Below are 24,932 nucleotides of genomic sequence, written 5' to 3'. Positions count from 1 at the left end.
CAGAAGCCCCACCTCAAACCTCGGCCACTCGGCCATCGACCAGATGGATGCGCCGGCTCGCTCTCGCAGCCATGTCGGTATCGTGGGTCACGGCGATAACGGTCTTGCCGCGCTCGCGCACCAGCGCGTCGAGAATGGCGAAGACCTGCTCGGAGTTCTTGCTGTCGAGGCTGCCGGTCGGCTCGTCGGCGAGGATGAGCGGCGGGTCGTTGGCGAGCGCGCGGGCGACCGCGACGCGCTGGCGCTGGCCGCCCGAAAGCTGGTCCGGCCGCTTGTCGAGATGGTCGGCGAGACCGAGCGCGCCGAGAAGCTCGGTCGAGCGCTCGCGCATGGCGGCAGTCCCGAGCCGGCCGAGCCTGCGCATCGGGATCTCGACATTCTCGCGGACGGTGAACTCCGGCAGCAGGAAGTGGAACTGGAAGACGAAGCCGAGCGTCGCCAGCCTGATCTCGGCGCGCTCACGCTCGCTGAGCCCGGCGGTATCCATGCCCGAGATGGCGAGCGTGCCGGCCGTCGGCCGGTCGAGCAGGCCGAGAAGATAGAGCAGCGACGACTTGCCCGAGCCGGAGGGACCGGTGATCGCGACGAACTCGCCCTCACCGATGGTCAGGGTGATGTCCTGGACCAGAGTCACCGGCACGGCGGCAGGCAGCACGCGGGTGAGCCGGGCGGTCTCGATCAGCGCGCTCATGTCGCGCCCCGGATGATGTCGACCGGGTTGAGCCGCGCCGCCTGCCTTGCCGGCAGGTAACCGGCGACCCCGGCCGAGACCAGTGCGAAGCCGGCAGCGATCAGGTAGTGCCAGATGCTCCAGGCCAGCGGCAGCCGGGTGATCTCCTGCGCGACGCTCGCGCCCGACAATTCGAAGCGGACGAGCGAGAGCGCAAAGCAGAGCGAGAGGCCGACCACCCAGCCGACCAGCGAGCCGCCGGCGCCGAGCGCCAGCCCTTCGAGCAGGAAGAGGCGGCGCATATCGGTCTCGGTGAAACCGAGCGACTTCAGGATGGCGATGTCGCGCGCCTTCTCATGGGTGATCGTCGAAATGATGTTGAAGATGCCGAAGCCGGCGACGAGCAGGATCGCGCCGACGACCGTGTACATGATGACATTACGGATCACGAGCGCCTCGAGCAGCGACTCGTTCGCCTCCTGCCAGGCGACCGCCTTGTAGCCGATCTGCGCTTCCGCACGGCGCGCGACCTGCGGCGCGGCGTTGGGATCGTCGAGCTTCAGCCTGATCTCGTTGATCGCATTCGGGCGCTCGCTCAGGATCTGGGCGTGCTTGAGCAGGACATAGCCCTCGCCCTCGTCGCGGGCGGTGGTGCCGGTATGGAACAGGCCGACGATCTTGAAGGCGCGGCTCTGGCCGGTCGCGGAGACCACGGTAACGGTGGTGCCGAGCTCGGCGCCGAGGCGCTGCGCCAGCCGGTCGCCGACGACGATGTTGTTGCCGCCGGCAATCAGCGAGGTGAAGCTGCCCTGGCGGAAATCCTTGACCAGCGCGGAGACGCGCATCTCGGCCTGCGGCTCGATGCCGATGATGGCGATGCCGACATCCCGCCCGGAATAGCGCACCACCCCTTGCGTCTTGAGGCTGAGCGCCAGTCTACCCGGCACCCAGGCGCGTAGCATGGCCGCCGCCTCGGTGGGGTTGAGGATGCCGCGTCGGTCGTCCTTCGGGCGCAGGCCGGCGATCCGGGCCGCTGCGAACGCGTCCTGCACCGGCTGGCGGCGGGCCGTGCGATGTTCGTCGGTGATGTCGACATGCGGCATGGTGTCGACCAGCCGTGCGACGAAATCATCCTCGCCGCCCTGCATCAGCGCCGCCATGGCGATCGAGAAGCCGACGCCAAGCGCGACGCCGATGATCGCGACCAGCGTCTGCCGGCCGCGGCCGCGGATATGCGTCAGCGCCAGTGCGAGGATCAGCCGCACGGCTCACCTGCCCTGCGGCGCGACGCGGGCGCCGTCGCCGAGCTTCTCGGGATAGGGCGCGATCACGCGCGCCGCCTCCGGCAGGCCGGAGAGAATCTCGACATCGCCCGTGCCGCGAATGCCGATCACCAACTCGTGGCGGCGGGCGCGATCGCCTTCGACGACGAAGACGGCATTGCCCTGCACCGCACCGACTGGCAGCAGGAGCGCGCTCTGTGCCATCCGTACGATGATGTTGAGCTCGACCGTCATGCCGATGAGCAGCGGGGTATCGTTCGGCAGAGCGAGATAGACACGGTAAGTCTTGGCGATCGGGTCGCCCTTCGGCGTGATGCTGTCGACGGTTCCCTCCAGCGTCCGCCCCGGAAAGGCGTCGGCCCGGATCAGGACGCGATGGCCCGGCTTGACCTGCGGGATATCCTCTTCGTTGACCTCGGCGACGACGCGCAATGGCTTCGCCTCGCCGATCCAGAACAGCACGGTGCCGGGCTCGGCGATCTCGCCGACCTCACCGTCACGGCGCAGCACGGTGCCCGCCATCGGCGCGCGCAGCACATAGTTCTCCAGGCGCGCGCTCTGACCGGCGATCAACGCCGAGGCCTGACCCATCTCGCTACGGGCCCGGTCGAGCGCCTGCAGGCTCATCACATTGCGCTCGACAAGGACCGCGAGCCGGTCATGCTCGGCGGTGGCGAGCTTCTGACGCGCCTTGAGCTCGGCGAGCGCCGCTTCGGCCTGGGCGCTGTCGAGCCGGGCGAGAACATGCCCCTGCTGCACGCGCTGCCCTTCGCAATCGCAGCGCTCGATAACGCGCTCGCGCACCAGCGCCGCGACCTTTGCCCAAGTGCGCGGTTCGACCGTGCCGGTGGCATAGACGACCTCCGCCGCGTCGCCGCGCTTTGGCGAGACGGTCGCGACCGTGATTGGCTTCGACAGCGACCAATAGGCACCAGCGGCAACCATCACGGCCGTGACGGCAAGCAGACTGCGAGCGAACTTCACGGCATCCTCCATAGGAGCCATCGCGCCGGCGTGCTCGGCCCTGGACGATCAGGGGCCCTGAAGCGTTGCGCCGGCTGCGTCTTACGCGCACAATCGCGAAAGACCGACCGTCGGTCATTTTACAGACCGACGGTCGGTCGTCAAGGGAAAGCCCGTTGCATGCCCCGTATCGTAAAGTCCGCGGATGATCGCAGGAACGAGATCCTCGACGGTGCGCAGGCGCTGTTCTTCGAGCGCGGCTACGAGCGGACGACGGTCAACGACGTCATCGCGCAGATCGGCATCTCGAAGGGCGGCTTCTACCACCACTTCACGGCCAAGGAGGACTTGCTGGAAGGGATCACCGCCCGCCTGTCGCAGGACGCAGTCGCGCGCGTCCGGGATATCCTCGATGATCCCGCGCTCAGCGCACTGGAGCGGCTGAACGGCTTCATGGCGCGCTCACGGAGCATGAAGCTGGCCGATGCGCCGAAGTTCAGGGCCGCCTTCGACGTGGTCTTCCGGCCGGAGAATCTTATGCTCTACCACCGGATCAATGCCGCCTCGATCGCGGTCATGCGGCCGGTCCTGACCGGGATTATCGCGCAGGGCAAGGCCGAAGGTGCCTTCACTGTGCCTGACCCCGAGGCTGCGGCGGAGATCCTCCTGCATCTCAACGCCAGCACCCACGACGCCGTCGCACGGACGATCAACGCGATGGGAACCGCCGAGGAAGACGCTGCGATCAAGGCGCTGGATCAGCGCTTCCAGTTCCAGGGCATCGCGATGGACCGTATCCTCGGCCTGCCCGATGGCAGCCTGACAATCGTCGAGCCGGGCTTCACCCGCGCCGTGATGACGGCGCGCTGAGCGCGCCGTCGGCAGGCAGTGCCTCGGGTCAGTCGAGCTGGAACTTCGAGAGCTCGCGGTGCTCACCATAGATGCGGCGAACGGTGCCGGTAATCGAGCGATAGACAATCGTCTCGGTCTCGATCACCTCCGGCCCAAAGCGCACGCCCGAGAGCATGCCGCCATCGGTGACGCCGGTGGCGCAGACGATGACGTCGCCCGAGGCCATCTCGGCCATGTCGTATTTGTGGTTCGGATCCTTGACGCCCATGGTCGCGGCGCGAGCCCGCTTCTCCTCAGTGTCGAGGATCAGGCGGCCCTGCATCTGGCCGCCGACGCAGCGCAGCGCCGCGGCAGCGAGAACACCCTCGGGCGCGCCGCCGATGCCGAGATAAAGGTCGATGCCGGTCTTCTCAGGCTCGGTGCAGAAGATCACGCCGGCGACGTCGCCATCGGTGATCAGGCGGATCGAGGCGCCGGTCTTGCGGACTTCCGCAATGAGCTTCTCATGGCGCGGCCGATCCATGATCAGCGTGTTGATCTCGTGCGGCTTGACACCCTTGGCCCTGGCCAGCGCGTTGATGTTGTCGGCGGCGGAGGCGTCGAGATCGACGATGCCGGTCGGATAGCCCGGGCCGATCGCGATCTTGTTCATGTAGACGTCGGGGGCGTAGAGCAGCTGGCCGGCGCCGGCCATCGCCATCACCGCGATCGAGCCCGGCATGTCCTTGGCGCAGAGCGTCGTACCCTCGAGCGGGTCGACGGCGATGTGGACCTTGGGGCCCTGCTTGTTGCCGACCTTCTCGCCGATATAGAGCATCGGCGCCTCGTCGCGCTCGCCCTCGCCGATGACGATCTCGCCGTCGATCGGCAGGCGGTTGAGCTCGCGCCGCATCGCATCGACCGCGGCCTGGTCGGCCGCCTTCTCGTCGCCATGGCCGCGCAGGCGGGCGGCGGCAACGGCGGCACGCTCGGTGACGCGCACCAGCTCCATCGAGAGATAGCGCTCGATGATCTGGTCGGGCGAGATGCGGAGATCGACGGACATGGGGGACTCCCTAAACGCGGTTAGCGGATGGCCGAGGCAAATAGCATGCGGGTTGACGAGGATATGGCGAAGCCGTGGCCGACCGCACCATTCACCTCATTCCCGCTCGATACGGATGACTTGCGGCGCTTCTGCGATGTGGCCGTCGGCGCTGACCTTCTCCAGCGCGGCGCGGATCGCCCGCTCGCTGGTGGCATAGGTGATCAGCACGACCGGGACCGGCGCGCCGGAGCGCCCGCCGGGATCGCGCTGGGCGGCGATCTCGGAACGGCGCTGGACGATGCTTTCGAGCGAGATGTCGGCCTCGGCCATGCGGGTCGCGATTGCGGCGGCAGCGCCAGGACGATCGGCGACGGCGAGGCGGATATAGTAGCCGCCCTCATGACGCTGCATCGGCGCCCGCGTCGGCTGCTCGAGCCTGGAGACCGGCATGCCGAAGGGCTGGCCGGCAGTGCCACGGGCGACGTCGGCGATGTCGGCGATCACGGCAGAAGCGGTCGGCCCGCCACCGGCACCGGGGCCGACCAGGGTGATCTCGCGCACCGCGTCGGCATCGATGGTCACCGCATTGGTCACACCCATCACCTGCGCGATCGCCGACGACTTCGGCACCATGGTCGGGTGCACGCGCTGCTCGATGCCGGTCTTGGTCCGCTCGGCGACGCCGAGGAGCTTGATCCGGTAGCCGAGCTCGTCGGCCATCTTCAGGTCGAGCGGCGTGATCGAGGAAATGCCTTCGACATGAATCGCTTCGGCGTCGATCCTCGTACCGAAGGCGAGGCTGGTCAGGATGGCGAGCTTATGCGCGGTGTCGAAGCCCTCGACGTCGAAGGTCGGGTCGGCCTCGGCATAGCCGAGGCGCTGGGCGTCCTTCAGACAGGCCTCGAAGGTCAGCCCTTCGAGCTCCATGCGCGAGAGGATGTAATTGCAGGTGCCGTTGAGGATGCCGTAGAGCCGGCTGACATTATTGCCCGAGAGCGCCTCGCGCAGCGTCTTCACCACTGGGATGCCGCCGGCCGAGGAGGCCTCGAAGGCGAGTGCCGCGCCGTTGCTCTCGGCGAGCTCGGCGAGCGCAACACCATGAGCGGCAAGCAACGCCTTGTTGGCGGTGACGACGTGCTTGCCGGCGGAGAGCGCGGTCTCGACCGCTTTTTTAGCTGGCCCGTCCGAGCCGCCGATCAATTCGACCAGGCAGTCGATATCAGGAGAAGCGGCGAGCGCGACCGGATCGTCGAACCAGGCGAAGCCGGAGAGATCGATGCCGCGGTCGCGATTGCGATCACGCGCCGAGACCGCCGTCACCCGGATCGGCCGGCCGCAACGCGCCGCGAGCGCGTTCTCCTGGCGTTTCAGAATGCCGGCGACCGCCGCGCCGACTGTGCCCAGGCCGGCGATGCCGACGCGCAGGGGCCTGATCTCGGAGGGAGCAGCGTGCATGGTCATGGTCGGCGGGGTCGCATGAGGCGCGCGGGGGAGTCAACGGCGAAGGGGTGGATGGAACCTGTGCCATCAGGCCGGATTGAGCGTTCAACAGGAGGTACCCGAAATGCTCAAGGTCGGCTCGATCGTCTGGGGCGTGCGCGACGTGCCGCGCGCGATCGCATTCTGGACGGAAGCGCTCGCCTACAAGCCGCTACGGCCGCCCTCACCCGACTGGGCGATCCTGGTGCCGCGCGAAGGCACCGGCGTGCAACTGGCGATCACGCAGGTCTCATCCCAGGCGCGGGATCATCAGCGCCACCATCTCGACCTCTATGCCAGCGACCGGAAAGCCGAGGTCGAGCGACTTCTCGGCATCGGTGCGAAACGGGCCGAGTGGCGCTATCCGGAGGGCGCCGACTACATCGTGCTGGAAGATCCGGACGGAAACCGCTTCTGCGTCATCGAGAAGTGACGGTTCGCGCCGTTCACTCGAAACGGCAGACGACCTCGGCGGCGAGCTTGTGGACCTTGCCGTCCTCGAAGCCGAGATAGAGGCGCAGCAGCTGGTTGCCGAAGGCGGTGATCTTGATGGTGCGCAGCGCCTCGACGCTGTCGCCGTCTGCCAAAGTGGAATTCTCGTCGATAGGCTTCCAGAACCAGGGCTTCGGCGCCCGGATCACGGTCTGCGCCAGGAGTTGCTCCGCTTCGGCGCGGCTCATGCCGTTCGGGAAATACTTCGTCACGATCTCGGTGGCGTCGCGGCCGCATTCGCGGGCTCGCGTCGCGGTCAGCACCTCGGCGATCAGGGACGAATCGGTGTCTGCGCTGCGGCCGCGCGAAAAATCATAGGTCGCGAACAGGCAGACCAGCGCGAACAGGCCGAAAACGATCCCGATCAACCGGCCCTTAGAGACCATGGCGCACTCTTCGTCCCAGCTATCCGCCCCGCCGCCTGCGTTCCCATGTTTTGACGGCTCGGTCCAGTGCCAGCGCGCAACACCATAGGCCGTCTTTCCGGGGCGCTGCTGAGCAGCGAGCCCGGAATGACAGCCGCCGTCCCCTACCCTGCCTTCGGCATCTGGATGACGTTGTGCAGGGTCTGGTCGGCGCTCTTCAGGAAGCGCCCGACATTGCGCGCCGCCTGACGGATGCGCTGCTCGTTCTCGACGATGGCGATGCGGACGTAATCGTCGCCATGCTCGCCGAAGCCGATGCCCGGCGCGACCGCGACCTCGGCCTTCTCGATCAGCAGCTTGGAGAACTCCAGCGAGCCGAGATGGCGGAATTTCTCCGGGATCGGCACCCAGGCGAACATCGAGGCCTGCGGCGCCGGAAACTCCCAGCCGGCCTTGCCGAAGCTTTCAACCAGCGCGTCGCGGCGCTTGCGATAAATCTCGCGCATCTCGCGGATGCAGTCCTCCGGGCCGTTCAGTGCCGCCGCCGCCGCGACCTGGATCGGCGTATAGGCGCCGTAGTCGAGATAGGACTTCACCCGCGCCAGCGCCGCCAGCAGCCTCTCGTTGCCGACGGCGAAGCCCATGCGCCAGCCGGCCATGGAAAAGGTCTTCGACATCGAGGTGAACTCGACGGCGACGTCGATCGCGCCCTGCACCTGCAGCATCGAAGGTGGCGGATCGTTCTCGTCGAAATAGACCTCGGCATAAGCGAGATCGGAGAGCAGAATCAGCTCGTGCCGCTTCGCGAAGGCGACGAGGTCGCGATAGAAATCGAGCGAAGCGGTATAGGCTGTCGGGTTCGCCGGATAGCAGGTGACCAGCGCGATCGGCTTCGGCACTGAATGCGCCATCGCCCGCTCCAGCGCCGGGAAGAAGGCCGGGGTCGGCTCGGCCGGCACGGAACGGATCACGCCGCCCGCCATCAGGAAGCCGAAGGCGTGGATCGGATAGCTCGGATTGGGCACGAGCACGACATCACCCGGGCCGGTGATGGCCTGCGCCATATTGGCGAAGCCCTCCTTGGAGCCCAGCGTAGCGACCACCTGCGTGTCAGGATTGAGCGTCACGCCGAAGCGGCGCTGATAGTAGTGGGCCTGGGCGCGGCGCAGCCCCGCAATGCCCTTGGAGGCGGAGTAACGGTCGGTGCGCGGCTTGCCGGCCGTCTCGACCAGCTTCTCGATGACGTGCTTGGGCGCCGGCAGATCGGGATTGCCCATGCCGAGATCGATGATGTCGACGCCCTTGGCGCGTTCGGCTGCCTTGATCTTGTTGACCTGTTCGAAAACGTAGGGCGGCAGGCGTTTGATGCGGTGAAAGTCGGTCATCTCGGCAACAGGTCCTTGCGGATCGCCTCCCCGCAGGGGGGTCGATCACATTCTTGCGTTTCGATGCCTTACCACCGCAGCTTTCGCCCCGACAGAGCAAAATAAGCAAGATTCATCGAAAGCATTCCGGTGTCGCCGCTGCGTGACGTTTCAGGCCGGCGGAATGAAGGGCTGGCTGATCGCCTGGAAGACATCGAGCGCCTCGCAACGGGCAGAGTGCGCCGCCAGGGCGGGATAATCGCTCAGGACGACAAGATCGGCGTGCGCGTCGCTGGCGAAGCGCAAGGCGCAGGCGAGCGCGATATCGGCGTGGCCGATACGGTCGTCGAACCACCAATCGCCGGCGCGCTCGGCTCGTTCCCGCTCCAGGGCAGCGAGGACACCTTTGATCTGGCCGCGGCAGCGCCCGGCCCAGGTCTCGGAGACCTGATCGTGCAGTCGCAGCTCGTAGAACAGGCTGACCGCCTTCTCGGCCAACCCCATCGCCAGCGCGGCTACGCGCAGCGCCCGATGGCGCGCCGGCTCCTGCCGAGGGAATAAGGCGCGTTCGGCTGGAACCAAGCTGTCGAGGTAGTCGAGCATGGCATGGCTCTCGGCCAGTACGAGCCCGTCATCGAGCGCGAGCGTCGGCACCCGGACCAGCGGGTTGAGCGGCGTGATCCTCTCGCCGTCGCCGAAGACCGACCAGGGCCGGTGCTCGAAGGGCAGTTCGTAGAGCGTCAGCGCAATGCCCACGCGGCGCACGAAGGGCGAATCATATTGGCCGATCAGGATCATTGCAGGGGTCCCAGCGCGAGGACCGCGATTGGAGCTGCCCGGCCGATATCAGGCAAGCCACCTCGCGCGCAGCCGTCCCCTCATTCTTTCGGCAGCGGCGGTGGAGCAGGCGGCGGTGCAGGCGGAGGCAGGACCTTGCCGAGGGTCTGCGCCTGCGAGCCGGCAGCCTCGTTCGATGTCCGCTTGGCTTCGAGCTCGGCTTCGAGCTTCTTGAATTCGTCGACGGTCTTGCGCTTGGCCTGGCGCGAAACGGTGGTGCCGATCGGGATGTATTTCGGATCCTGCGGACGGGTCTCGACGACGAATGGCTTGGGCTCGCCCGGCGTGGTGGCGAAATCGGTCATCTCGGCGACGCCGCGAGGCGGCCCCGCAGCCGCCCAGCACAGCTGCGACGAGCAGGACGAGTCCGGCCGCTTTGAGCGAGATTTCTGTCCGCCTGTCAGCCATTGCCCTGCTTCCGCAAAATTTCTTTGTCACTCATACCGGTTAGGTCCTTAATGGGTCCAAAATGGGGAGTGCAACTCCTGCGTAAGGCTACCGAGGGGAGCGTCGCCATGTGTCCGCCTGCTGACGAGAAGGGCAAAGCCGGCCACAAGGCAACCGAAACGCCGTTCACCGACCTGCCGCCCGTGCCCGACTTCGAATCGATGGCGCAGAACATGGGCAAGATGGTCGAGCAGGCCGGCAAGGTGACGGCAGCCTATCTGAAACCGATCCGAACGAGGCGAGGCCAAGACCGGCCAGGCCGACGAGGCGAGCGAGATGGTCAAGGTGCTCGGCCGCGTCGCCGAACGCTGGATCAGCGATCCCCAGAAGATCATCGAGGCTCAAGGCGCGCTCACCAGCGACTTCCTCAACCTGTGGAGTTCGACGCTGAAGCGCCTAGGCGGCGAGCAGGTCGAGCCGGTGATCGCGCCTGAGAAGCGGGACGCCCGCTTCGCCGATCCCGAATGGAATACCCACCCGGTCTTCGACTTCGTCAAGCAAGCCTATCTTCTGACCACGCGCTGGGCCGAAGGCATGGTCGAGCAGGCCGAGGACCTGGACCCGCATACGCGCAACAAGGCCCGATTCTACGTCAAGCAGATCGCTGGGGCCCTTTCCCCCTCCAATTTCGTCGCGACCAATCCCGAGTTGCTGCGCGAAACCATGGCGCAGAACGGCGAGAACCTGGTGCGCGGCATGAAAATGCTGGCCGAGGATGTCGAGGCCGGTGGCGGCGAACTCAAGATTCGGCAATCCGATGCCGGCGCTTTCCAGGTCGGCGTCAACATCGCGACCACGCCGGGCAAGGTCATCTACCGCAACGACATTATCGAGCTGATCCAGTACGCGCCATCGACCGAGACGGTCCTGAAGCAGCCGCTGCTGATCGTGCCGCCCTGGATCAACAAGTTCTACATCCTCGACCTCAACGCCGAGAAGAGCTTCATCCGCTGGTGTGTCAGCCAGGGGCTGACCGTGTTCTGCATCTCCTGGGTCAACCCGGATCACCGCCACGCGCTCAAGGATTTCGAGAGTTATATGCGCGAGGGCATCTTCGCCGCGCTCGAGGCGGTCGAGCAGGTGACTGGCGAGAAGCAGGTTTCGACGATCGGCTATTGCGTTGGCGGAACGCTGCTGGGCGTCACCCTCGCCTATATGGCCGCGGTGAAGGACAAGCGCATTGCCAGCGCGACCTTCTTCACCACGCAGGTCGACTTCACCCATGCCGGCGAGCTCGCGGTCTTCGTAGACGAGGAGCAGGTCCGCGCCGTGGAGGAGCAGATGGCCGAGCGCGGCTATCTCGACGGCGCGCGCATGTCGGGCGCCTTCAACATGCTGCGTCCGAACGACCTGATCTGGTCCTATGCCGTCAACAACTACTTGAAGGGCAAGGCTCCAACGGCCTTCGACCTGCTCTACTGGAACTCGGATTCGACCCGGATGCCCGCCGCCAACCACTCCTTCTACCTGCGCAACTGCTATCTCGAGAACAAGCTGAGCAAGGGCGAGATGCGCCTCGGCGGCAAGCTGCTCGACCTCAAGAAGGTGAAGATCCCGATCTACAATCTCGCGGCCCGCGAAGACCATATCGCGCCGGCGAAATCGGTCTTCCTCGGCTCGCAGAGCTTCGGCGGCCCGGTCGACTACGTCATGGCCGGCTCGGGCCATATCGCCGGCGTGGTCAACCCGCCGAACAAGGTCAAGTATCAGTTCTGGACCGGCCCGAAGCCCGAAGGTGACTTCGATGACTGGATGCAAAAGACGCAGGAGCATCCGGGCTCCTGGTGGCCGCATTGGCTCGCCTGGCTGGAGAAGCAGGCGCCCCAGCGCGTCAAGCCGCGCATCCCCGGCGACGGGGCCCTGCCCGCGCTGGAGGACGCGCCGGGAAGCTATGTGAAGATCAGGGCGTAGCGACCGAAGGATATCGGTCGCTGGCCGGCCGTCATTCCGGCGTCCAGCGACACCGCGCCAGCCTTGACGCGACATGGCCCAACGCAAAAGAGCCGGCCCGAAGGCCGGCTCTTTCGTTGTCGGCGGAGATGCGGATCAGTTCTTGCGGACGACCGGGCGGACCGGGATCGTCTCCGTCGGGTCGTCCCAACGATAGGTCAGGCCGGCCGAGACGATGTGGATATAGGGCTTGGCCTCGGCGGTGTAGAACACCGCCTGCTGCTGCGGATGGGCGCCGGTGTAGCTCACGGAAGCCTTCTTCACGTGGATATAGGTGTAGCCGAGGTCGAGCTTCAGCTTGTCGGTGAGCTGATAGCTGCCACCGGCCGAGAGCCAGAGCCGGTCATTGTCCGAGATGAAGACCGTGCGGTTGCGATCGTTGACTGCAGACAGCTCGTAACCGACACCGGCGCGCAGGGTCAGGTCGCGATTATACTTGTACTCGGCGCCGACCGAGAAGAACCAGGCGTCGTCATACTGGAAATTCAGGCTGGTGACCGGCACGCCATTGAGCTGGCTGACGACCGGGATATTGCGGAAGCGGCTCCAGTTGGTCCACTCGACGCCGGCATGGACCTGCCATTGCTCGTTGATCTCCTGCGAGAGGCCGAACACGACAGAGTCGGGCAGGTTCAGGTTCGCCTTGACCGGAACGACGCCGAGCGGCGTGCGGAAGGTACCCTCCAGCGTCTGACGCACCGCAGAGCGATAGGCGATGCCGATATTGGTGCCCTTGAACGGCGTCAGGTTGATACCGAAGCGATAGCCGAAATCGATCGTGTCACCCTCGATGATGACAGGCGCGGCGGTCGGGGCGACGCCGGATGCGGTCTTCAAGGCGGCGTTCAGCCACTGGATCTGCACGGCAGCGCCAACCGAGAGCCAGTCGTTGACCTGATAACCGATGGTCGGCGAGACGTTGATCGTCGCGACCTTGGCGGAGCGGCCATAGACCTGCGCGGCATGCGCCTGATTGTCCGGCTTCGAGCGCAGCCCGTAGGGCGCGCCGGTGGACAGGCCGATCCAGAAGCGGTCGGTGAGCTGCCAGGCCGAGGCGGAAGCGGGGACGAAAGCGCCGTTGCCGCCGATGTTGCCGGTGCCGTTCTGCAAAGGGCTCGCCGGTCCGTTGGGCGCACCGAGCCGGGTCACCGAGGTCGGATCATAGCTCGCATTGGCATTGATATAGGTGAAGTTCCAATTGCTGTTACGACCGGGGAACATGGTGATCGTCGCCGGGTTCCAGGCCATCGAGCCCATGCCGATGCCGCCCGAAGCCGCGCCGGCATAAGCCATGCCGAGACCCTCGGCACTCTGGCCCGAGCGGATCGCGAAGGAGCTCGCAGAAGCCGCGCCGGCAGCCAGCAGCGCCGCAAGCGAGACAGTGGCGGCGGCAGAGAATTTCAGGAGGCTCTTCATCGCGGCGTCTTCCCCGGGCTGAGGTTCTTGTTGTGACGGCTGCGGCAAATCACGCCGCGGAATCTGTCCACACCATGCCGCCTGCCTGTTTCCGCCGCAATCCCGCCCAGATCGCCTCCAAATCGCCACGCTCGCCCCATCGGTCGCGGCAGCATCAGCAAAACCGTCCAAAATCGGCACGTTTTGCGTGTCCCGCCGCGAGGCGACGACGGAAAATATGGTTTACATACGAACTATCGTGGATTTTGCTATTGTGCACCGCAACATAGGCTTATCCACCGGCGTGAAGCGATGGGGCGGTTTACCAAAGACCGTTGCATAAGCGCCACAACTCCGGGTGCTCCCGCAGGCATGGCATGCGTACCGGCGGGCTTGCATCATGGCGGCAGTCCGCACAGGATCGCCGCGACCTCAGGTCTTGTCTCACATTGTGTTTTAAACGTTTGAAAAAGGGGGAAACGACGTGAAACTGGTTCGTTACGGCGCACTCGGCCAGGAGAAGCCCGGCCTTGTCGACGCCGCCGGCAAGCTCCGCGACCTGTCGGCCCATGTGTCCGACATCGCTGGCGCGGGATTGAAGTCGGCCTCGCTCGCCAAGCTCAAGGCGCTGTCCCCCGAATCACTGCCGCTGGTCGAGGGCGCGCCGCGCATCGGCGCCTGCGTCGGCGATGTCCGCAATTTCATCGCCGTCGGCCTCAACTTTGCAGATCACGCTGCCGAGACTGGCGCGGCGATCCCGGCCGAGCCGATCCTGTTCAACAAGGCGCCGAACTGCATCGTCGGCCCCAATGACGACGTCATCATCCCGAAGAACTCGAAGAAGACCGACTGGGAAGTCGAGCTCGCCATCGTGATCGGGGACGGCGGCTCCTATATCGACGAAGCGAACGCGATGGCGGCGATCGCCGGCTTCTGCGTTTGCAACGACGTCTCGGAGCGCGAGTTCCAGACAGAGCGCGGCGGCCAATGGGCCAAGGGCAAAGGCTGCCCGACCTTCGGCCCGCTAGGCCCCTGGCTGGTGACGCCGGACGAGATCTCGGACGTGCAGAACCTGGCGATGTGGCTCGAGGTCGACGGCGAGCGTGTCCAGAACGGCTCGACCAAGACGATGATCTTCGGTGCCGCCTATCTCGTGCACTATATCAGCCAGTTCATGCAGCTCGATCCGGGCGACGTCATCACCACTGGAACGCCGCCCGGCGTCGGGCTCGGCTTCAAGCCGCCGCGCTTCCTCAAGGGCGGTGAGACGGTAGCCCTCGGCATCGAGGGGCTGGGCACGCAGAAGCAGCTGTTCAAGCCCTACGCGGGCTGACGAAAAAGCGCTGCCGGGGTCGTTCGACCACCCCCGGCAGCGCACGCAATCTTGCAGAAGCAAGACCGCTTTAGTCTCGGAGGAGCCTGTTGGAGCGCGGGAACGCGATCACCTGTGCCGACATCGGCAGCTTCATCTCGGATTCGGCGGCCTGGGTCTCGATATCGCCTTGCTCGGCGCCTTCCAGGCCTTCTCGCACGATCGTCATCGCGACAGTGGCGCGCTCGCGCTCCAGCCGGCGCCGACTGCGAGCCAGACGCACTCCCAATGTGTCGAATCCTGGCATCGAATCGCCCCCGCCCTCAGCCGCCAACCTCAGCTATGGTCTCGAGCATGAGCGGCTGCATCCCCCATTTGGGGGGTGCAGCCGCTGTTTCGTCACGGATTGAGGGGTCGGTGCGCTTTGAGGTTCGCGATGTGAACGGCTGTCAACTTTCGGGGAGGCCGAGCATCAGGCGGATGTTCTGGACGGCCGCGCCGGATGCACCCTTGCCGAGATTGTCGAGCCGGGCGACGAGCACGGCCTGGCCAAGATCGGCATTGCCGAAGACGCGCAATTCGAGCTTGTTCGTGTCGTTGAGCGCCTCCGGCTCGAGCTTGCCGCCCGCATCCGCCGACAGAACGCTGACATAGGTCGAGCCGGCATAGCGCTCCGCCAGCGCCGCCTCGAGATCGGCGGGCTTGGGCTTGCCGGGCAGTGTATCGAGATGCAGCGGCACGCAGACCAGCATGCCTTGCCGGAAATTGCCGACCGACGGCACGAAGATCGGCCGCCGCTCCAGCCGCGAATAGACTTGCAGCTCGGGCAGATGCTTGTGCTTGAGGCCAAGGCCGTAGAGCTCGAAATCAGGCGCGGTACCGGCCTCATAGGCCTCGATCATGCTCTTGCCACCGCCGGAATACCCCGAGACCGCGTTGACGGTGACCGGATGGTCGGCCGGCAGCAGCCCGGCATCGACGAGCGGGCGCAGCAGCGCGATGCCGCCGGTCGGATAGCAGCCCGGGTTGGAGACGCGGTTGGCGTTGGCGACCCTCCTGGCGAAGCCCGGCTCGAGCTCGGCGAAGCCATAGACCCAGTCCGGCGCGACGCGATGGGCGGTCGAGGCGTCGACGATCTTCGGCGCGCCCGTACCGAGCTCATCGGCGAGCGCAACCGATTCCTTGGCCGCATCGTCGGGCAGGCAGAGCACGACGAGGTCGACGCCCGCCATCATCGCCTTGCGGGCGGCCGGATCCTTGCGCTTGTCCGGGTCGATGCTCTTGACCACGACCTCCGACACATCGGCCAGGCGCTCGCGGATGCCAAGCCCTGTCGTGCCGGCTTCGCCGTCGATGAAGATGGATTTCAGGTTCTGGCTCATCGGACCCTCGCAAGGCGTCTGGTGGAGGCTGTGGGAATTACTTGGCCGGCTTCAGGCATAAAAAAACCGCGCTCGGGGCGCGGTCGCGGGCGTTCGGACTACAAGCCGAGCGTCATCGCGGGCGCGCCAGGGCGGCCTGTTCACTGCGACGTCGGGTCGGGTTTGTGATCATGGTCCCGTATATGTTCCGTGCTCGGGTCGCTGTCAATCCGCGCTGCGCGCCAGCGATGTCAGGCGAGTTTCGATCAGGCGCAATGCGTCCTCGATCGAAAGAACAGCTGTGTCGACGACCAGTCGGTCACCCGTCCAGGGCTGATAGACATGTGCCTCGACCGCGGCCCAGTCCGGAAGGGTAAATCCCGTAATATCGGACTGTCGCTGCTCGACCCTGCGGCGATGCTCGGCCTTGTCGGAGCAGACGACCTCGATGTCGAGATGCGGCACAGCCGAGGCGCTGGCCACATCGCGCCAGGCCGCCCTGCTCTCGGCGACCGGGTTTACGCAATCGGCCACGACAGTGATGCCAAGCGACAGGTTTCCGCCTGCGATCGCAAGAGCTGCGTCATAGCCCGCCGCACCGATGTCGTTGCCCGTCAAAGCCTTGCGCAACGCATGCTCGATGCTGTCGATGCGCAGATAGGTCGCTGACCGTCCTGCCGCGAGTTTGCGAGCAAGGGTCGTCTTGCCGCTACCGGGGAGTCCACTGAAAACGATCAGCACGTATGCCTCCGGTTGTCTGGTTGATTTAACCCGCATTTCGAAGCGCTTGGCGGGCTCACCTGCCGCGGAGATTCAAGCGCCTCGCAAAGCGATTCAACCCGCCTTCTTAAGCGCCAGCGCCTGGAGGTAGTGCTGCGCCACCGCGGCGCCGGCGATCGCGGTCGCGTCGGCATGATCATAGGGTGGGGAGACCTCGACGATGTCCATGCCGCGGAAATCGAGATCGCGGATCGCCCAGACCATCCGCAACGATTCTGCCGAAGAGAAGCCGCCGGCGACCGGTGTGCCGGTGCCGGGCGCGAAGGCCGGATCGAGCGCGTCGATGTCGAAGGTGAGATAGGCCGGCCCCTGCCCGACCCGCTGCTTGATCCGGGCCGCGATGCCGTCGACGCCGAGTGCATGCGCCTGATAGGCGTCGATCACGGTGATGCCGCAATCGCGCGGCGCGACGGTGCGGATGCCGATCTGGATCGAGCGCTCGGTATCGATCAGCCCCTCGCGCACGGCCTCGAGCACGAAGGTGCCGTGGCTGATCGCGCCGACGCCGTCATCCCAGGTGTCCTGATGCGCATCGAACTGGACGATGGCGAGCTTGCCGTGGCGGGCGACATGGGCGCGCAGCAGCGGCAGGGTGATGAAATGGTCGCCGCCGAGCGTGACGAGCTGGGCGCCGCTCGCGATGATCGCGGCAGCTTCGCTCTCGATCGCCCGGGCGCAACCCTGCAGGTCGCTGCGCGGCAGCAGGCAGTCGCCATAGTCGACCACGGCAAGCGTCTCGAACGGGTCGATCCGCGAGGGATATTGTGCGTCGCCGTCGAAGATCGTGCTGACGCGGCGCAACGCCTGCGGCCCGAAACGGGTGCCGGGCCGGTTCGAGACGGCGAGGTCGAAGGGCACGCCCCAGACCACGGCATCGCAGCCGGCGACGTCCTTGCTGTAGCGGCGGCGCATGAAGGAGAGCGCGCCGGCATAGGTCGGGTCATGCGCCGGGCCCTTGCGGTCGCCGGTGAAGGCGTAGTCGATCGGCGGGATCTGGGCAGGTTCGGTCATCTTGAAAAAGTCCGTCAGGAGGTCAGCGCCGGCCGTTCAGCCAGACATAGAGGCACCAGGGCAGGATCAGAGCGAGCCCGGTCAGGACCAGCCTCAGCGTCGTCCAGGCGACAGGATATTGCAGCGCCCTGCCGTCGAGCTCCGGCACGCCATGGATGAAGCCGAGCGCGAAGGCCGGCGCCAGGAAGACGATCAGCGCGTTGACGATGCGCCGGCCGCGCGGCAGGTCGCTGCGCGCCAGTGCCAGCAGCGCCGGTACCGCGACCATGCCGAAGGCGATCAGGATGAGCAGGACGCGCATGGCGGCTTCCGGTTGAACAGGCTGGCAGCCGATTTAGCACGGACGGGCTGCGGCTCCAGCCGTCTGCGGCTGTTCTCGCAGCCGATTCTGTCGTTCGAACGCCCGCCGGGTCTCAGCGGCCGCCGCCGACCCGGATGATCGAGCCGACCATGTAGGACGCCGCCTCGGACAGGGCGAACAGCACCGCTTCGGCGATCTCCTCCGGCTCGGCGACGCGCTTCAGTGGGATCGTCGGCGCGATGCGGTCGACACGGCCGGCATCGCCGGTCGAGAGCGCATGGATGTCGGTCTGCGTCATGCCCGGCGCCACCGCATTGACGCGGATGCCGGCCGGGGCGAGCTCGATCGCCAGGCCTATGGTCATGGAATCGACCGCTGCCTTCGAGGCCGCATACCAGACATATTCATTGGGCGAGCCGAGACCGGCCGCGATCGAGGAGATGTTGACGATCGCGCGGTTCTTCGCGCCCTCATTGGCGAGCAGGGCCTGGGCCGCCTCGCGCGCCACCAGGATCGCGCCGGTGACGTTGAGATCGATGCAGGCGCGGATGACCTGCGGATCGGACTTGGCGAGCGGGCTGCTCTTGCCGGTGATGGCGGCGTTGTTGACGACCGCGGTCAGCGGCCCCAGCGCCGCCTTCGCCTCGGCGAAGACGCGCGCGATATCGGCAAGGTTCGCCATGTCGCCCTGGATCGCGACCGCCTTGGCCCCTACCCGGCCACAGGCCGCGACGACATCGGCCGCCGCCTGCGCATTGCCCTGGTAGTTGACGGCGACGTCATAGCCACGCTCGGCGGCGAAACGGCAGATCGCAGCACCGATGCCACGGCTGCCGCCGGTGACGAGAAGGACGGGACGTTCGGACATAAGGACGGCGCTCCTCTGAGATCAATGCGAAGTTGGATGGCAGCAAAGCCTCAGGCGCTGCTAGCGATCGCCTCGATCTTCTCGAGTCCGCCGAGCTTCGGCGCGAAGGAGGCCCAGACCTTGCGCGCACCGGCCTCCCAGCCGGGCCGGTCCTCCGGCTGCACGACCTTGCCGCCCTCGGCCTTCGCCTTGGCCATCGAGGCGTCCTCGTCGGCGATGATGAGCTCGTCGAAATACCCTGCTCCCTCGGCAGCCGCAGCCGCGAACGCCGCCTTGTCCTCGGCCGAGAGGCCCTTCCAGAAGCTGGCAGAGACCGCTACCACGCCGGCAGCCCAGATATGGCCGGTCTCGATCAGATAGGGCACGACCTCATGCAGCTTGAAGCCGACATAGGCCGACTTGGTCAGGTCCATGCAGTCGACCACGCCGGTCTTCAGCGCGTTATAGGTCTCGGGGATTGGGATCGGCGTCGGGTAGGCGCCCAGGCCTGACCAGAGCTCGGTATGCAGCGGGCTCTGGATGACGCGGATGCGCTTGCCCTTGACGCTGGCAGGCGTGGTCAGGGGCTCCTTGGCGAGGAGATGGCGGGCGCCGTAATTGACGAAGCCGAGCACGACGAAGCCCTGCGCCTCATATTTGCGCTTGAGCTCCTCGCCGAGCGGCCCGGCGAGCACGCGCTTCAGATGCGCGCGATCGCGGAACAGGAAGGGCAGATCGAGAAGCTGTCCGTCCGGCACCCATGAGGAGAGCGCCGAGATGGTGAACAGCGTGGCCTGGACCGAACCGAGCCGCAGGCCCTCGGCGACCTCCTTCTCGCCGCCGAGCGCGGCATTGGGCACGACGCGCAGGTCGAAACGGCCGGGCGCGCTCTGCGCCAGCTTCTCCGTGACGCGGCGCCAGATCTTCGTCTCGGGCTTGTCCTCGCCGAGCAGCGAGGCGATCGTGACCGGCCGGCCGGCGGCGACCGCGCGGCTCGTGAGAACGGCTGGCGCGGCGATCGTGGCAACGGCGAAGGCGCGGCGGGTCAAAACCATCGGAACAGCTCCTTGAAGGAAACAGGTAGCGACGGCCAGGCCGCCACCGCAAGGCAGAGGATGAAGAGCGCGACGAGCAGGCTCGCCAGCAAGGGCAGTACGGCCCGGAACACCGCGGCCGGCGATATCCGCATGATGCCGCTCGCGACATAGACGAGGATGCCGAGCGGCGGCGTCAGGCCGTGGATCATCAGGTTGACGACGAGGACGACGCCGAACTGGATCGGATCGAGCCCGGCGGCGATGGCGGCCGGCAGCAACAAGGGTGCGAGCAGCAGGATTGCCGCGCCGATATCGAGGAAGAGGCCGGCGACGAGCAGGACGAGGTTGGAGAGCAGCATCACCGCCAGCGGCCCGCCGCCCAGCGCGGTGACCAGCCCGGCCATCTGCTCGGAGACGCGGTCGACGGCGAGCAGGAAGGCGAAGGGTGCGGAGGCGCCGATCAGGAGGCCGACCGCCGCCGCCTCCCCCGCCGCCTTGCGCAAGGACGCCAGCACGGTGCCGGCGTTCAGGCTGCGCAAGAGCAAGCAGGCGACGAGCGCATAGGCGACGGCGAGCGCAGAAGCTTCCGTTACGGTGACCACGCCAAAGCGGATACCGACCACCACGACGATGCCGAGGCCGATCGCCGGCAGCGCGCCGACGAAAGCCCGCGCCCTCTCGGTCCCGTTGGCGCGCGGCGCAGAATCGACCACGCCGCGGACACTGAGATGGATGCCGATGGCGAGCGCCAAAGTCAGCACCGCCCCCGCCACGAAGCCGCCGACCAGCAGCGACCCGACCGAGAGATTGGTCGCCGCCGCCAGAATCAGGAAGGCGATCGAGGGCGGGATGATGTTGTCGAGCATCGAGACGCCGGCGACGATCGCGGTGGCATTGGCCGGTGGATAGCCGCGCGCCACCAGCGCCGGCGCCACCACCTTGGCGCCGAAGGCGGCGTTGGCGACCGAGGAGCCGGAGGCGCCGGAGAACAAGACACTGGCGACTAAAGCGGTCTGCGCCAGCCCGGCCCGAAAATGCCCGACCAGCGCCGCGGCGAAGCGCACCAGCCGCTCGGCGAGACCGCCCGCGGTCAGCAATTCGCCGGCGAGCAGGAAGAACGGGATCGCCAGCAGCAGGAATTTCGAGACGCCCGCCACCGTGTTCTGGACGATGGCCGGCTCCGGCAACAGGCCGCCGAACGCACCCGAGAGCGAGACGCCGGCCAGCAGCGCAAAAGGCAGCGGCGCGCCGAGCAGAAGCCCTGCTGCGGCGGCGAGCCCCGCGACGAGGCTCGGCGTTTCGACGAAGAGCCCCGTCGCGCTCTGCGCCAGGGCGTAGAAGCCGGCGCCGAGCAGCAGTGCCGCGAGCGCCGCGGGCCAGGACAGGTTCAGCGCTGCGCGCCAGAGCACGACGACGAGCGTCAGCCCGCCGCCGATGGCGAAGACGGCGAAGCGCAGGCTCTCGGGCAGGCCAAGCACGGTCGAAGTGCCGCCAACCATTGCAGCGACGCTGGTGCCGCCGAGGGCCAGAACCAGCGAGCCATGAATGGCGATCGCCTCGGCCAGGATGGAGGCAAGGCGTCGTCCCTTCGGCGGCAAGAGGTTCGCGACGACATCGAGCCGCATGGCGAGCGCACTGGTCGCCGCCAGCGGTGCGCCGACCGCCACCAGCGCGACATTGAGCCAGATCGCGAGCTCGTCCGACCAGACCAGCCCGCCGCCGAGCAGATAGCGCCGCGTGACCGCGGCCATCACCACGAGGAAAAGCAGAGCGAGGATTGCCGCGCCGAGCCATTCGAGACCCGCCACGAGCACGGCGAGCACGCGTCCGCCGATGAGGCGAGCGGATGGCTGGGTCGGCGCAGCGATCATGGCAGCGCCCTGCTCCGCATCAGCGCAGCGGCGAGAAATGCGTCGGCCTGAGGATCCGGCTGCGCATCTCGAGGACGTAAGGGGCAGCCTTGGCGCGGAAGACCTGCCAGCGCGGGTCGGCTTCCATCGCAGCGCGCCGGCGCTCGCGATCGCCGGCATCCTCGAAGCGCCACATGTGCACGACTTCGTTGACCACGCCGGTATCGGTGGTGAACCAGCCGATCAGATGACCGAGATGGGAGATCTGCAGCTCCATCCCCTCAGCGACATAGAGGTCGAGATAGTCGCGCACATGCGCAGGTTTGATGGCGTAGGTACGCTCGTCGAGGATCATCGTGCCCCTCATGGCAAAACAGCGAAGCCGCGCTGCGGCCCAGCGATCAGATAGCCGTCTTCGCGCCAAAGCCCAACCGGCACGGCTTCAGTCTTGGCCACGATCGATGCATGACGGATATCTCTCACGCGCCCCGCCAGCCGGTGGCGACGGGCGCAGCACGCAAGAGCAGCCTGACGGAGAAGAATGAGCTGCAATCCGGCGCAGAATGAGCAGCTTTTTGCTTTTTGTGCTGGCGACGCCGTCAGGCTCCGCGCAGGTAGAGATCGTTCCCGGCACCACAGTCATGGCCCGGCTCGGCGAGCACGAATCCCGCCAGCCGCAACAGATGAATCGAGGCGCGGTTGGCTGGGTCGACCGTCGCCCTGATCGGCGCGATGCCGCGCTCTTCGGCAAAGGCGACGAGGCCGGCAAGCAGTTCCTTGCCCAGGCCCCTGCCCCAGCTCGCGCGCCGGAGGCCATAGATCACCTCCTCGGTGCCGTCGCCCGGCCGCGCAAACCCGGCCCAACCGATCAGCTCGCCGCTGGCGCGCTCGACCACGGCGCCGGTGCCATAGCCGAAGCGTTCGAGATTGGCCGCCGAGCGTTCGACCCAGAGCGCCGCGACATCCGGCGTCAGAGGCTGGCCGTCATCGACGAAGCGGTGGACGTCAGGGTCGGCGAAAAGGGCGACGAGCAGCGGGGCGTCGGCCTGCACGAAAGGCCTGACGACGAGCCGCACCGTCTCGAGCTGCGAAGCATGGATCATGAGCCTGACTGAACAGTCTGAAGCGGCACGAATCCGGCAGGAGCGGAACCCCACGCCCGCACCGCTCAAGCGCCCTGAGACCGGCGGCTATTCCTCTTCGGAACCGTAAGGTCGTTCGGGGCGGGACGGTCGCTGCCCCGCCTGGCGGTCGTAACGACGCTCACGATCGCGGTCCTGCGTCATGACGCAGTTCGCGTAGGCGTCGGTGCCGCGCTGGAAGCCATAGGCGTCGCAGCGCGAGCGGTCCTCGACGATCGGGTTCGGCGTGCTCGCGCAAGCGCTAAGAGCCAGGGTGAGTGCTGAAGCGGCTATGATCCTCATGACGCGAGGATGGAAGCGCTGCATGGCTGCTTTGTGACGAGAATCCGGCGCTGATGGAGACGCCAGCTCGCCCTAAACCGTCAGCGCTCGGCGTCCTCGGCGGCATTTTCGAGAATCCTGACAGTCTCTTCCAGGCCTTCCTTCACACCCAGCTGGAAGTCCTTGCGGAAGGCGATGATGGTGTCGGGCGGCTGGCCCTTGAAAGTGTAGACGACGCTGACCTGATCGGGATTGACGTAGATCGGCTTGCCGTCGCTGGGCGAGGTGAACTTGCAGAGTTTTGGCATGTGACCTGTCTCCGGAACAATCCGAGCGATTCCGTCATCATACCCTAGCAAAGCTACAGGCCCCGCCACAGCCGTGGCGAGGCCTGCGCAGGATCAATACAATGATCAGCGCGCGATGCGGGCGCGCCCGCCGCAGAAGCGCTGCTCCATCGCACGCTCGTAACCGAGCTCACGGTCATAGACCATGACAGTGCGGGTCAGGCAGTCGCCATCCTGGACCACGCCGGTATTGACGAGAGTACCATCGGGGGCGGCCACGATGGTTGGGCCGCAAGCGGCAGCGGCGGCCGCAAGGCCGAGCGCGATGGTGAACTTTGCGATGCGGTTCATCTGCAGCCTCCTAGAAATAGAGGCCGCGGCCGCAGCGGCGCACCCGCCGGTTCTCGTAATAGCCGGTGTAGCGGTTGAACACGCGCACCGTCTTGTAGAGGCAGTACTTGCCGTCGTTGCGACCGTCGTAATAGGTCCGGCCGGTATCCATGTCGACGCCAAGGAATTCGTCCTTGCCCTTCTTGCCCTGGGCGAAGGCCGGAGCCGCCGCGAGGCTGAGAGCAGCGAACCCCGCTGCGGCGATGGCTATCTTGAGCATGGCATTTCTCCTGTCTTGCGGCGGAAATATGTCCAGCACCGCTTGGCGGGCCTTGCGTCGGTCAGTGGAATTTTCGCGCGGCTCTACGAGATTATCCATGGTGAACGGCCAGATCGGCAGGCAGATCACCGCATTTCACCCTGAACCCATAGCAGAGCCGCGCTCGGTTTTGCTACCCGCCCCGTGACGCAATCTGGCCACGATTGTACCGAGAGCCTGGAACGGCGATCCACCGCGGACCTACTAGAAATGAGCGAGATAGCCGCCGTCGACGGGCAGCGTGACGCCGGTGATGAACGAAGCCTCGGGCGAACAGAGGAACACGACCGCGCCCACCAGCTCCTTCGGCACACCCCAGCGCCCGAGCGAGGTGCGATGCGACAGTCGCTCGGCGATGGCCGGGTCCGCGACCAGCGCCGCATTGGCCTCGGTCGCGAAGAAGCCAGGCGCGACCGCGTTGACGGTGATCGCGCGATGACCGAGCTCGGCGGCGAGCGCCTTCGTCAACGCGTCGAGCCCGCCCTTGGTGGCGATATAGCCGGGATCCCCGGCGCGGGCGATCCGCCCTGCAATCGAGGTGATGTTCACGATCCGGCCGCCATCCGGCATATGCGGCGCCAGCTGCCGCACCAGGTCGAACGGTGCGATCAGGTTGACCTCCAGCAGCCCGCGGAAGGCGGCGCGGTCGAGCTGGTCGAGCGGGCGCCGGTCGCGCGCGCCAGCATTGTTGACGAGGAAGTCGATGCTGCCGCGGTCGTCGACGAGCCGGCGGCACGCTACAGCGGTCGAGGCCTCGTCCGCCAGGTCCGCGACGAGGACGGAGACGCCGGCACCGGCTTGCTCCAACGTATGTTTCGCTTCGTCGAGCTCGGCCGGCTTGCGCCCGTGCAGCACGACATGGGCGCCGTTCTCGGCAAGGCCGCGGGCGATTTCGAGCCCGAGGCCTTTGCCGGCACCGGTGATCAGGGCCGTCTTACCTGCCAGCTTCATCACAGTCCTCGGCGGGATC

The 24,932-nt window shown here is 66.5% G+C and carries 29 protein-coding genes; 4 read left to right on the top strand and 25 right to left on the bottom strand.

Features of this window, described 5'->3' with window-relative positions; genetic code table 11:
- Positions 1-13: 13 nt before the first annotated feature.
- Genes QO058_RS27930 through QO058_RS27920 form a run of 3 tightly spaced genes read right to left on the bottom strand, consistent with a single transcriptional unit; the run spans position 14 to position 2,958 of the window.
- Positions 14-691, bottom strand: coding sequence for an ABC transporter ATP-binding protein (locus tag QO058_RS27930; RefSeq protein WP_284169474.1), 678 nt, complete (start codon positions 689-691; stop codon positions 14-16).
- Complete coding sequence (locus QO058_RS27925; RefSeq protein WP_284169473.1) at positions 688-1,935, bottom strand: ABC transporter permease; 1,248 nt, start codon at positions 1,933-1,935, stop codon at positions 688-690. The genes QO058_RS27930 and QO058_RS27925 overlap by 4 nt, the downstream gene beginning before the upstream one ends.
- A 3-nt stretch (positions 1,936-1,938) precedes the next feature.
- A complete protein-coding gene (locus QO058_RS27920) occupies positions 1,939-2,958 on the bottom strand; it encodes an efflux RND transporter periplasmic adaptor subunit (protein WP_432211991.1) in 1,020 nt (339 codons plus the stop codon).
- 138 nt (positions 2,959-3,096) lie between these two features.
- Between QO058_RS27920 and QO058_RS27915 the strand changes: the two genes are divergently transcribed.
- Complete coding sequence (locus QO058_RS27915) at positions 3,097-3,786, top strand: TetR/AcrR family transcriptional regulator (protein WP_284169472.1); 690 nt, start codon at positions 3,097-3,099, stop codon at positions 3,784-3,786.
- Between the two features lie 28 nt (positions 3,787-3,814).
- On the opposite strand, the gene glpX is transcribed toward QO058_RS27915, so the two are convergent.
- Entirely contained in the window at positions 3,815-4,813 is a 999-nt protein-coding gene (gene glpX, locus QO058_RS27910) for a class II fructose-bisphosphatase (protein ID WP_284169471.1), read from the bottom strand.
- 96 nt (positions 4,814-4,909) lie between these two features.
- Positions 4,910-6,250: a homoserine dehydrogenase gene (locus tag QO058_RS27905; RefSeq protein ID WP_284173046.1), complete on the bottom strand. Its 1,341-nt coding sequence runs from the start codon at positions 6,248-6,250 to the stop codon at positions 4,910-4,912.
- Positions 6,251-6,359: 109 nt separating this feature from the next.
- Here QO058_RS27905 and QO058_RS27900 point away from each other — a divergent pair, with 109 nt between their 5' ends.
- A complete protein-coding gene (locus tag QO058_RS27900; protein ID WP_284169470.1) occupies positions 6,360-6,707 on the top strand; it encodes a VOC family protein in 348 nt (115 codons plus the stop codon).
- A gap of 13 nt (positions 6,708-6,720) precedes the next feature.
- Here the strand turns inward: QO058_RS27900 and QO058_RS27895 are convergent, their stop codons facing one another.
- From QO058_RS27895 to QO058_RS27880, 4 genes are all read right to left on the bottom strand, one after another.
- Positions 6,721-7,152, bottom strand: a complete 432-nt coding sequence (locus QO058_RS27895) for a hypothetical protein (RefSeq protein ID WP_284169468.1) — start codon at positions 7,150-7,152, stop codon at positions 6,721-6,723.
- A 143-nt stretch (positions 7,153-7,295) separates the two neighbouring features.
- Complete coding sequence (locus tag QO058_RS27890) at positions 7,296-8,516, bottom strand: LL-diaminopimelate aminotransferase (protein WP_284169467.1); 1,221 nt, start codon at positions 8,514-8,516, stop codon at positions 7,296-7,298.
- 150 nt (positions 8,517-8,666) lie between these two features.
- Positions 8,667-9,293: a glutathione S-transferase family protein gene (locus QO058_RS27885; RefSeq protein ID WP_284169466.1), complete on the bottom strand. Its 627-nt coding sequence runs from the start codon at positions 9,291-9,293 to the stop codon at positions 8,667-8,669.
- An 80-nt stretch (positions 9,294-9,373) separates the two neighbouring features.
- On the bottom strand, positions 9,374-9,637 hold the full coding sequence (locus tag QO058_RS27880) for a hypothetical protein (RefSeq protein ID WP_284169465.1): 264 nt from the start codon (positions 9,635-9,637) through the stop codon (positions 9,374-9,376).
- Positions 9,638-10,055: 418 nt separating this feature from the next.
- Between QO058_RS27880 and QO058_RS27875 the strand changes: the two genes are divergently transcribed.
- Complete coding sequence (locus QO058_RS27875) at positions 10,056-11,690, top strand: PHA/PHB synthase family protein (RefSeq protein WP_432211990.1); 1,635 nt, start codon at positions 10,056-10,058, stop codon at positions 11,688-11,690.
- A gap of 135 nt (positions 11,691-11,825) precedes the next feature.
- Here the strand turns inward: QO058_RS27875 and QO058_RS27870 are convergent, their stop codons facing one another.
- Positions 11,826-13,145: an OmpP1/FadL family transporter gene (locus QO058_RS27870; protein WP_284169464.1), complete on the bottom strand. Its 1,320-nt coding sequence runs from the start codon at positions 13,143-13,145 to the stop codon at positions 11,826-11,828.
- Positions 13,146-13,608: 463 nt separating this feature from the next.
- Between QO058_RS27870 and QO058_RS27865 the strand changes: the two genes are divergently transcribed.
- Positions 13,609-14,457, top strand: coding sequence for a fumarylacetoacetate hydrolase family protein (locus QO058_RS27865; protein WP_284169463.1), 849 nt, complete (start codon positions 13,609-13,611; stop codon positions 14,455-14,457).
- A gap of 70 nt (positions 14,458-14,527) precedes the next feature.
- Here QO058_RS27865 and QO058_RS27860 read toward each other — a convergent pair whose 3' ends face one another.
- The 15 genes from QO058_RS27860 to QO058_RS27790 all read right to left on the bottom strand — a co-directional run bounded on the left by QO058_RS27860 (position 14,528) and on the right by QO058_RS27790 (position 24,913).
- The gene (locus QO058_RS27860) at positions 14,528-14,743 is read right to left on the bottom strand and encodes a hypothetical protein (RefSeq protein ID WP_284169462.1); all 216 of its coding nucleotides are present in this window, start codon (positions 14,741-14,743) and stop codon (positions 14,528-14,530) included.
- A gap of 142 nt (positions 14,744-14,885) precedes the next feature.
- Positions 14,886-15,818, bottom strand: a complete 933-nt coding sequence (argC, locus tag QO058_RS27855) for an N-acetyl-gamma-glutamyl-phosphate reductase (RefSeq protein WP_284169461.1) — start codon at positions 15,816-15,818, stop codon at positions 14,886-14,888.
- A 204-nt stretch (positions 15,819-16,022) separates the two neighbouring features.
- The gene (locus QO058_RS27850; RefSeq protein WP_284169460.1) at positions 16,023-16,538 is read right to left on the bottom strand and encodes a P-loop nucleotide/nucleoside kinase family protein; all 516 of its coding nucleotides are present in this window, start codon (positions 16,536-16,538) and stop codon (positions 16,023-16,025) included.
- A 93-nt stretch (positions 16,539-16,631) separates the two neighbouring features.
- Positions 16,632-17,588, bottom strand: a complete 957-nt coding sequence (speB, locus tag QO058_RS27845) for an agmatinase (RefSeq protein WP_284169458.1) — start codon at positions 17,586-17,588, stop codon at positions 16,632-16,634.
- A 22-nt stretch (positions 17,589-17,610) separates the two neighbouring features.
- Positions 17,611-17,889, bottom strand: coding sequence for a hypothetical protein (locus QO058_RS27840; RefSeq protein WP_284169457.1), 279 nt, complete (start codon positions 17,887-17,889; stop codon positions 17,611-17,613).
- Between the two features lie 112 nt (positions 17,890-18,001).
- Positions 18,002-18,757 (bottom strand): SDR family oxidoreductase, encoded by a 756-nt coding sequence (locus QO058_RS27835; protein WP_284169456.1) that lies wholly within the window; start codon positions 18,755-18,757, stop codon positions 18,002-18,004.
- A gap of 50 nt (positions 18,758-18,807) precedes the next feature.
- Positions 18,808-19,791 (bottom strand): TRAP transporter substrate-binding protein, encoded by a 984-nt coding sequence (locus QO058_RS27830; protein WP_284169455.1) that lies wholly within the window; start codon positions 19,789-19,791, stop codon positions 18,808-18,810.
- Positions 19,782-21,644, bottom strand: a complete 1,863-nt coding sequence (locus tag QO058_RS27825; RefSeq protein ID WP_284169454.1) for a TRAP transporter large permease — start codon at positions 21,642-21,644, stop codon at positions 19,782-19,784. The genes QO058_RS27830 and QO058_RS27825 overlap by 10 nt, the downstream gene beginning before the upstream one ends.
- A 19-nt stretch (positions 21,645-21,663) precedes the next feature.
- Positions 21,664-21,978, bottom strand: a complete 315-nt coding sequence (locus QO058_RS27820; RefSeq protein ID WP_057192325.1) for an NIPSNAP family protein — start codon at positions 21,976-21,978, stop codon at positions 21,664-21,666.
- A gap of 244 nt (positions 21,979-22,222) precedes the next feature.
- Entirely contained in the window at positions 22,223-22,726 is a 504-nt protein-coding gene (locus tag QO058_RS27815; RefSeq protein ID WP_284169453.1) for a GNAT family N-acetyltransferase, read from the bottom strand.
- A gap of 87 nt (positions 22,727-22,813) precedes the next feature.
- A complete protein-coding gene (locus tag QO058_RS27810) occupies positions 22,814-23,071 on the bottom strand; it encodes a hypothetical protein (protein ID WP_284169452.1) in 258 nt (85 codons plus the stop codon).
- Positions 23,072-23,127: 56 nt separating this feature from the next.
- The gene (locus tag QO058_RS27805; protein ID WP_284169451.1) at positions 23,128-23,334 is read right to left on the bottom strand and encodes a hypothetical protein; all 207 of its coding nucleotides are present in this window, start codon (positions 23,332-23,334) and stop codon (positions 23,128-23,130) included.
- Positions 23,335-23,439: 105 nt separating this feature from the next.
- Entirely contained in the window at positions 23,440-23,664 is a 225-nt protein-coding gene (locus tag QO058_RS27800) for a hypothetical protein (RefSeq protein WP_284169450.1), read from the bottom strand.
- Between the two features lie 10 nt (positions 23,665-23,674).
- The gene (locus QO058_RS27795; protein ID WP_129155761.1) at positions 23,675-23,923 is read right to left on the bottom strand and encodes a hypothetical protein; all 249 of its coding nucleotides are present in this window, start codon (positions 23,921-23,923) and stop codon (positions 23,675-23,677) included.
- 243 nt (positions 23,924-24,166) lie between these two features.
- Positions 24,167-24,913, bottom strand: coding sequence for an SDR family oxidoreductase (locus QO058_RS27790; protein ID WP_284169449.1), 747 nt, complete (start codon positions 24,911-24,913; stop codon positions 24,167-24,169).
- Between the last annotated feature and the right edge of the window lie 19 nt (positions 24,914-24,932).

The sequence above is a fragment of the Bosea vestrisii genome (genome assembly GCF_030144325.1).
GTDB classification, from domain to species: domain Bacteria; phylum Pseudomonadota; class Alphaproteobacteria; order Rhizobiales; family Beijerinckiaceae; genus Allobosea; species Allobosea vestrisii_A.
Note: the sequence above shows the minus strand (reverse complement) of the source record. Positions and strands in the feature narration are given on the sequence as shown.

Bases quoted from the DNA above. Each gene is read 5' to 3' on its own strand.
- QO058_RS27930 (WP_284169474.1), bottom strand. From the start codon at position 691: ATGAGCGCGCTGATCGAGACCGCCCGGCTCACCCGCGTGCTGCCTGCC.
- QO058_RS27920 (WP_432211991.1), bottom strand. From the start codon at position 2,958: ATGGCTCCTATGGAGGATGCCGTGAAGTTCGCTCGCAGTCTGCTTGCC.
- QO058_RS27915 (WP_284169472.1), top strand. From the start codon at position 3,097: ATGCCCCGTATCGTAAAGTCCGCGGATGATCGCAGGAACGAGATCCTC.
- glpX (WP_284169471.1), bottom strand. From the start codon at position 4,813: ATGTCCGTCGATCTCCGCATCTCGCCCGACCAGATCATCGAGCGCTAT.
- QO058_RS27905 (WP_284173046.1), bottom strand. From the start codon at position 6,250: ATGCACGCTGCTCCCTCCGAGATCAGGCCCCTGCGCGTCGGCATCGCC.
- QO058_RS27900 (WP_284169470.1), top strand. From the start codon at position 6,360: ATGCTCAAGGTCGGCTCGATCGTCTGGGGCGTGCGCGACGTGCCGCGC.
- QO058_RS27895 (WP_284169468.1), bottom strand. From the start codon at position 7,152: ATGGTCTCTAAGGGCCGGTTGATCGGGATCGTTTTCGGCCTGTTCGCG.
- QO058_RS27890 (WP_284169467.1), bottom strand. From the start codon at position 8,516: ATGACCGACTTTCACCGCATCAAACGCCTGCCGCCCTACGTTTTCGAA.
- QO058_RS27885 (WP_284169466.1), bottom strand. From the start codon at position 9,293: ATGATCCTGATCGGCCAATATGATTCGCCCTTCGTGCGCCGCGTGGGC.
- QO058_RS27880 (WP_284169465.1), bottom strand. From the start codon at position 9,637: ATGACCGATTTCGCCACCACGCCGGGCGAGCCCAAGCCATTCGTCGTC.
- QO058_RS27875 (WP_432211990.1), top strand. From the start codon at position 10,056: ATGGTCAAGGTGCTCGGCCGCGTCGCCGAACGCTGGATCAGCGATCCC.
- QO058_RS27870 (WP_284169464.1), bottom strand. From the start codon at position 13,145: ATGAAGAGCCTCCTGAAATTCTCTGCCGCCGCCACTGTCTCGCTTGCG.
- QO058_RS27860 (WP_284169462.1), bottom strand. From the start codon at position 14,743: ATGCCAGGATTCGACACATTGGGAGTGCGTCTGGCTCGCAGTCGGCGC.
- argC (WP_284169461.1), bottom strand. From the start codon at position 15,818: ATGAGCCAGAACCTGAAATCCATCTTCATCGACGGCGAAGCCGGCACG.
- speB (WP_284169458.1), bottom strand. From the start codon at position 17,588: ATGACCGAACCTGCCCAGATCCCGCCGATCGACTACGCCTTCACCGGC.
- QO058_RS27840 (WP_284169457.1), bottom strand. From the start codon at position 17,889: ATGCGCGTCCTGCTCATCCTGATCGCCTTCGGCATGGTCGCGGTACCG.
- QO058_RS27835 (WP_284169456.1), bottom strand. From the start codon at position 18,757: ATGTCCGAACGTCCCGTCCTTCTCGTCACCGGCGGCAGCCGTGGCATC.
- QO058_RS27830 (WP_284169455.1), bottom strand. From the start codon at position 19,791: ATGGTTTTGACCCGCCGCGCCTTCGCCGTTGCCACGATCGCCGCGCCA.
- QO058_RS27825 (WP_284169454.1), bottom strand. From the start codon at position 21,644: ATGATCGCTGCGCCGACCCAGCCATCCGCTCGCCTCATCGGCGGACGC.
- QO058_RS27820 (WP_057192325.1), bottom strand. From the start codon at position 21,978: ATGATCCTCGACGAGCGTACCTACGCCATCAAACCTGCGCATGTGCGC.
- QO058_RS27815 (WP_284169453.1), bottom strand. From the start codon at position 22,726: ATGATCCATGCTTCGCAGCTCGAGACGGTGCGGCTCGTCGTCAGGCCT.
- QO058_RS27810 (WP_284169452.1), bottom strand. From the start codon at position 23,071: ATGCAGCGCTTCCATCCTCGCGTCATGAGGATCATAGCCGCTTCAGCA.
- QO058_RS27805 (WP_284169451.1), bottom strand. From the start codon at position 23,334: ATGCCAAAACTCTGCAAGTTCACCTCGCCCAGCGACGGCAAGCCGATC.
- QO058_RS27800 (WP_284169450.1), bottom strand. From the start codon at position 23,664: ATGAACCGCATCGCAAAGTTCACCATCGCGCTCGGCCTTGCGGCCGCC.
- QO058_RS27795 (WP_129155761.1), bottom strand. From the start codon at position 23,923: ATGCTCAAGATAGCCATCGCCGCAGCGGGGTTCGCTGCTCTCAGCCTC.
- QO058_RS27790 (WP_284169449.1), bottom strand. From the start codon at position 24,913: ATGAAGCTGGCAGGTAAGACGGCCCTGATCACCGGTGCCGGCAAAGGC.